Genomic DNA, 6,152 nt, shown 5'->3' on the forward strand with positions numbered 1-6,152 from the left:
TTGGCAGCCTCCGCTGTCCGCGTCTGTCTTCTTTACGACGATACCGAACAGGCACACCGACGATGTCCTGTTCCCAACCGAATCGCCGCCTCATGCGCCTAAGGCCAGAAGATCCACAGCAAAACCGCTCCGAGCAGTAACCGATACAGCACGAACGGCTGCATGCCAATACGCTTGATGAACAGCAGGAAATAATGGATGCAGAGGTAGGCGCTGATCGCCGACAACACCACCGCCAGCCCCAGCGTGCCCCAGGCGACGGGTTCGCCGCTGTGGATCAGATCCAAGGTCTGAAGGCCACCCGCCAGCACGATCACCGGAATCGACAGCAGGAACGAAAACCGCGCCGCCGCCTCGCGGCTCAAGCCGAGGAAGAGCGCGGCGGTGATGGTGATCCCCGAGCGCGAGGTGCCCGGGATCAATGCCAGGGCCTGCGCGCAACCAATCACCCAGACATCGGTCCAGCGCAGTTCGTACTCGCTGCGTTGGCCGTCTCGCCGCCAATCGGCCCAACCCAGCAGCAGGCCGAAGCCGATCAGGGACGCGGCCATCACCAGGGCGCCGATCGCCGGCGTGCGCAGGGTCGTCTCGACGAACTCCTTGACCAATAATCCGGCCAATCCCACCGGGATGGTGCCGAACAGAACCGCCCAACCCAGCCGCGACTCGGCGGTTTGTCGGCGGCCGATCAACGCCCGCAGCCAGTCGCGCGCGATGCGCCACAAGGCCTGGCGAAAATACAGCACCACGGCGATGAGACTGCCGAGATGGATGGCGAGATCGAAGGTCAGGCCCTGATCGTCCCAGCCGATGACGATCGGCACGAGGATGAGATGCGCGGCACTCGACACGGGCAGGAACTCGGTCAATCCCTGCACGATCGATAACACGAGGATTTCGGTCAATGACATGAGAGCAAACGCCCGGCGCTATCGCGACACTGAGAACCTGACACCGAGGACTGAAGACTCGCCGAGCTGCTCGGATTGTCGCCGCGTGGCCTCGTTGGGACGGCGAGCGTAGCCAGCAACCCGATGCGGGTCAAGATTCACCGCGGATGATCCCGCCCTGGATCAGTCGGTTGAGACGCCCGACCACCTGGCGCAAGCGATTGGCCTGAGCGCTCAGTTCCTCGGACGCGCTGGCGGCCTGCTCGGCATTGACGGCGGTTTGCTGGGTCACCTCATTGACCTGCTGCAAGGCGAGCGTGACTTGCTCGATCCCCTCTTTTTGCTGCTTGGCGCCCGCATCCATCTCATGCATGGCGCCATGCACGCGCCCCACACTCGCGTCGATATGCGCAAGCGCCGCATCCACGCTGCCGGCCTTGTCCTTGACCTCATCCAAGAGCGAGACCACGGAGGCATTCATTGCTCCCCCTTTAAGGATGTTGGTCTGAAACGCGATATTGTCAATCGTGCCGATCACTTGGGAAATCGACGCGGTCGAGGATTGCATCTCACATAGGTGCCGGCATCGTCCTGTTTGGTATTGAGAATGAAGATATAGCCGGTCTCGCCAATCCGCTTGTTCGCCAGTTGATCGAGCAGGGGTCGAGTCGCGACCGCTGGGATTGGTGGCCGGGATGAAGGTGCCAACGGCGCGTTGCCCGTCTTTTCTGACGTTGGTGGCGATTCGCAGCATATCGCCAGCCTCGTTCATGCGCTGAAAAAGCGTTGCCGTATCGCCGGTCAACTCGCCAATCCTGTCGACCAGCGGAACCTGGTGCGCGAACGAGTCTTGCCGCTCCAGCGCGATCGCCTCGCCAATCCGTGCCACTGGAAGCTCGATTGTTTGCCGCGCGCCCGTGTACTGATTGACCGCTTGCCATTCGACGCTGTCCTGCTCGGAAAGCTGCAGACCACCGAGTTGATCGAGCCTATCCGAAGCAAGGTTCAGTAATTTCTCGACATCCTGCTCCAACAGCGCTTTTGTGATCTCCACGGTATCGAGAATGCCAGCGATCTCCTTTTCCATCTGCTGGTGGCCCTGTTCGACAATGGCCTCTCTTGCGAGTCCCGAAATCTCATCCGTCTGGAAATAAAGGAAGACGACAACGATCGCCAGGGGCACGACCGCCACGCCAAGGCCGGCTGTCAACAATTTCGCTTTCAAGCTTAAGGAAGACATAGCGGTGTACCGTCGATGGCGGCTTGGGTATGATGCGGCCCGCCAATCCTACACAACGAACGGAGACGTGACTATGCACTCAACGATGCGCCAAGCCCTGCTCGCCGGGCTCGCCATGGGCCTGCTCGGCAACGCCGTTGCCGCCGACCTGAAGCCCGAGGAGCAGATCCAGACCCGCCAGGCCGGCTATCGGTTCATGTCCTGGAACATGGGCAAGATCAAGGCGAACCTGGAAGGCGATTACAGCCAACCACAGGTTCAGGCCGCCGCCGAGGCCATCGCCGGCATCGCCAACTCCGGCATGGGCGCCCTCTACGGCCCAGGCACCGATCAAGACATCGGCGATGTCAAGACCCGCGTCAAGCCGGAGCTGTTCACCAACCAAAAAGAGGTGGGCGAGGTCGCCGTGGCCTTCATCGAGGCGGCCAACACCATAGCCGAGACGGCCCAGCTCGGCGACAAGGCCGAGGTCAAGGCCGCCTTCAACGAACTTGGCCAAAGCTGCAAGGGCTGCCACGACAAGTTCCGCAAGGACTGATCGTTGCGACCGTGGCGCCCGCGGGCGTCAAGGCACGAGGCCGAGCATGAGGGCCGAGCATGAGCATGGCCGCGGCCGGCAAGCTCATCGGCCGCGGCGCCTTACCAGGTCGGCAGGTTGCCAGGCGGGGGCGGTGGCGCTGGTAGCAGGCCACCGGCAGCGACCCACACCGCCAGCGCGCCGATCAGGAGCGCCAGCAACAAGGCCCACAGCGACCCACCGCGCGCGGAGCCTGCGGGCGAGCCCTCGGACGCCGCCGGCTTCCAGCCCGTGATCATCGGTCGGATCAGGTTATTGCGCCGCACCAGCGTGTAGAACAGCGCGGCCAGAAGGTGCAGGCTCACCAGCGCCAGGATGACCCACAGGCCCTGCCGATGCAGGCCGGTGAGCCAGTTGCTCGTGGCCTTGCTGACGAGATCCCGCAGCGGACCCTCGAAGGCGATGTCGTCGTTGCTGAACAGACCGCTGCCGGTCTGGAACAGGAGCGCCAGCAGCAGCGCGAACACCGATAGGGCGCCGAGGGGATTGTGCCCCTCGCCCTGCCAGTGACCACGCAAATACGCCAGGATCTTCCGAGGCGTCGGCCAGAACTGAGCGAAACGTGCATAGGTCGAGCCGACAAAGCCCCACACCAGCCGGAACGTCAACAGCCCCAGGATCAAGAGTCCCGCGCGTTCATGCCAGAGCATCCAGGAACTGCCTTGCAGGCCGGTGAGAATGGCGGCCGTCACGGCGACAAAGAGCGTCCAGTGAAAGACCCGGGTCGGCAGATCCCAAACCTTGATACGCATCGACGAATTCTCGCAACGGCCGGATGCTGACAATGCCGGCGGCGTGGACCGCCAGCCCCCGCTGGCGCATTATGCCAGATTCGCCCTGCCGCAAGCGTTGCGGCCGCGACCCGACCAATGAGGCTCAAGCGCGCGCGAACGCGTAGAATCGGGCCATTGCCGACAACCTGCCATGGGAGCTGCGGGCCATGCCCTTCCAACTTTGCTACGCCAGCACGGCGACACGCGAACTCAAGCGCGACGATCTGCTCGAGATTCTGACCCAAGCGCGCCAATACAATACCGAACACGGCATCACCGGCCTGCTGCTGTTCCAGGACGGCCATTTCGTGCAGGTGCTCGAGGGCGAAACCGAGCCGGTGCGCGCGCTGTACACCCGCATCTGCAAGGACGCGCGCCACGATCGAATCGCGCTGCTGTTCGAGGAACTCGTCTCCCAACACCAGTATCCGGACTGGAGCATGGGCTTTCAGGCGCTCGACGGCAGCGAATGGATGGAGTTTCCGCAAGAAGACAGCAACCCGCATAATCTGCGCGCCCTCGCCGAGACCATGGGGCGCGCCAAGGAGCTGTTGATGTATATCCGCAAGCAGGGCCTGAACCCGGCGAAGGACATATTTTAACGGCACCCGATCCCAAATCTTATCACCGCGCCTGATATCGCGCTCGATATCGTGCCCATCTCCCGAGAAGAGGCATCCTGGATGAGCCACGACCAACTCCCCGCCCCGCTGAAACAACTGACCGAGGCCACTCACGCCGACCCCTTTGCCGTGCTCGGCCGCCATCGTGACGGCGAGGAGGTCCTGGTGCGCGCCATCCTGCCGCGCGCGGAGACGGTCACCATCGCCGAGGCCCAGCAGGAGATGCAGCGGATCAGCGGCACCGACATCTTCGAGTGGCGCGGCAGCGCCGAGGCGTTGCCCGAGCACTATCGGCTGATTTGGCGCGACCAGGATCACCGCGAACACATCGCCCACGATCCCTACAGCTTCCCGCCGCAGCTGCCCGATTTCGACATGCACCTGTTCGGCGAGGGTCGACATTGGCACGCCTACCGCCTGCTCGGCGCCCGCGTGCACGAGACCAACGACATCGCCGGCGTGCTGTTCGCGGTCTGGGCGCCGAACGCGGCGCGCGTCAGCGTGGTCGGCGAATTCAACGCCTGGGATGGCCGCTGCCATCCGATGCGCGTGCACGGCAACGGTGTCTGGGAACTGTTCATCCCCGACCTGCCGCCGGGCCTGCTCTACAAGTTCGAGATCCGCGCCCGCGACGGCTCCATCCTGCTCAAGTCCGACCCCTATGGTCGACGCTTCGAGGTGCGCCCGAGCACCGCTGGCCTGGTCGAGCCGCCGAGCACCTATCGCTGGCGCGACGAGCCCTGGCGCCAAGCGCGCGCGAGCCGGGATTGGCAGCGCAGCCCGATGACCATCTACGAGGTGCATCCGGGCTCCTGGCAGCGCGGTCCCGAGGGCGAGATGCTGAACTATCGCGAGCTGGCCGAACGCCTGGTCGATTACGTCAAGGATCTCGGCTTCACCCACATCGAGCTGATGCCGATCACCGAGCATCCGTTCGATCTCTCCTGGGGCTACCAGACCACCGGCTACTACGCGCCCACCAGCCGCTTCGGCAGCCCGGACGATTTTCGCTACTTCGTCGATCACTGCCACGCCAACGGCATCGGCGTCATCCTCGACTGGGTGCCGGCGCATTTCCCCAAGGACGCGCACGGGCTCGGTCGCTTCGACGGCACCGCCCTCTTCGAGCATCAGGACGCGCGCCTCGGCGAGCACCTCGACTGGGGCACCTACATCTTCAACTTCGGCCGCAGCGAGGTGAAGAACTTCCTCATCTCCAGCGCGCTGTTCTGGCTCGAGGAGTTCCATATCGACGGCCTGCGCGTCGATGCCGTCGCCTCGATGCTGTACCTCGATTACTCGCGCACCGAGTGGATCCCCAACCAATACGGCGGCCGCGAGAACATCGAGGCCATCGCCTTTCTGCGCGAGCTCAACGAGATCGTCCATGATCAGGTCCCCGGCGCGCTGGTGATGGCGGAAGAGTCCACCTCCTGGCCGCAGGTGACCCGGCCCACCTATGTTGGCGGCCTCGGCTTCGACCTGAAGTGGAACATGGGTTGGATGAACGACACCCTGGAATACTTCAAGGAAGACCCGATCCACCGCCAGTACCATCAGAACGCGCTGACCTTCAGCATGCTCTATGCGTTCACCGAGAACTTCCTGCTGCCGCTCTCGCACGACGAGGTCACGCACGGCAAGCGCTCGCTGCTGTACCGGATGCCCGGCGACGAATGGCAGCGCTTCGCCAACCTGCGCCTGCTCTACACCTATATGTACACGCATCCGGGCAAGAAACTCTTGTTCATGGGCAGCGAGTTCGGCCAGGGCGAGGAATGGGACAGCCAGCGCCTGCTCGATTGGTATGTGTGCGAGTATCCCTTCCATCGCGGTATCCAGCAGCTCGTGCGCCAGGCCAATCGGCTGTATCGCGACGAGCCGGCGCTGCATCGGCTCGATTTCGTCGGCGAGGGCTTCGCCTGGATCGACTGCCATGACGCCCACAACTCGGTGCTCGTCTTCCAGCGCAAGGCGGCGGCCGAGGACGCGGCGCAAGAGGCGGCTCCAGGGTCAGAGGCGAGTTCAATCTCCGCGCATCAGGGGACG

6 protein-coding genes are annotated in these 6,152 nt (G+C 63.7%); 3 read left to right on the plus strand and 3 right to left on the minus strand.

The window, feature by feature from the left end:
* Positions 1-98: 98 nt before the first annotated feature.
* Together ACLFQI_RS10645 and ACLFQI_RS10650 are read right to left on the minus strand one after the other, a co-directional pair.
* Positions 99-911 (minus strand): undecaprenyl-diphosphate phosphatase, encoded by an 813-nt coding sequence (locus tag ACLFQI_RS10645; protein ID WP_410759192.1) that lies wholly within the window; start codon positions 909-911, stop codon positions 99-101.
* Positions 912-1,041: 130 nt separating this feature from the next.
* Positions 1,042-2,130 (minus strand): Cache 3/Cache 2 fusion domain-containing protein, encoded by a 1,089-nt coding sequence (locus ACLFQI_RS10650; RefSeq protein WP_410759194.1) that lies wholly within the window; start codon positions 2,128-2,130, stop codon positions 1,042-1,044.
* Positions 2,131-2,203: 73 nt separating this feature from the next.
* Here ACLFQI_RS10650 and ACLFQI_RS10655 point away from each other — a divergent pair, with 73 nt between their 5' ends.
* Positions 2,204-2,668, plus strand: coding sequence for a c-type cytochrome (locus ACLFQI_RS10655; RefSeq protein WP_410759195.1), 465 nt, complete (start codon positions 2,204-2,206; stop codon positions 2,666-2,668).
* A gap of 101 nt (positions 2,669-2,769) precedes the next feature.
* On the opposite strand, the gene ACLFQI_RS10660 is transcribed toward ACLFQI_RS10655, so the two are convergent.
* Positions 2,770-3,459, minus strand: a complete 690-nt coding sequence (locus ACLFQI_RS10660) for a cytochrome b/b6 domain-containing protein (RefSeq protein ID WP_410759197.1) — start codon at positions 3,457-3,459, stop codon at positions 2,770-2,772.
* A gap of 188 nt (positions 3,460-3,647) precedes the next feature.
* Here ACLFQI_RS10660 and ACLFQI_RS10665 point away from each other — a divergent pair, with 188 nt between their 5' ends.
* Positions 3,648-4,082: a BLUF domain-containing protein gene (locus tag ACLFQI_RS10665; protein WP_410759199.1), complete on the plus strand. Its 435-nt coding sequence runs from the start codon at positions 3,648-3,650 to the stop codon at positions 4,080-4,082.
* Positions 4,083-4,163: 81 nt separating this feature from the next.
* Positions 4,164-6,152 (plus strand): 1,4-alpha-glucan branching protein GlgB (gene glgB, locus ACLFQI_RS10670; RefSeq protein WP_410759201.1); only part of this gene is annotated, 1,989 nt, incomplete at its 3' end.

Origin of the sequence: Halochromatium sp. (assembly GCF_046541315.1) — a bacterium.
In the GTDB taxonomy this organism is placed as follows: domain Bacteria; phylum Pseudomonadota; class Gammaproteobacteria; order Chromatiales; family Chromatiaceae; genus Lamprobacter.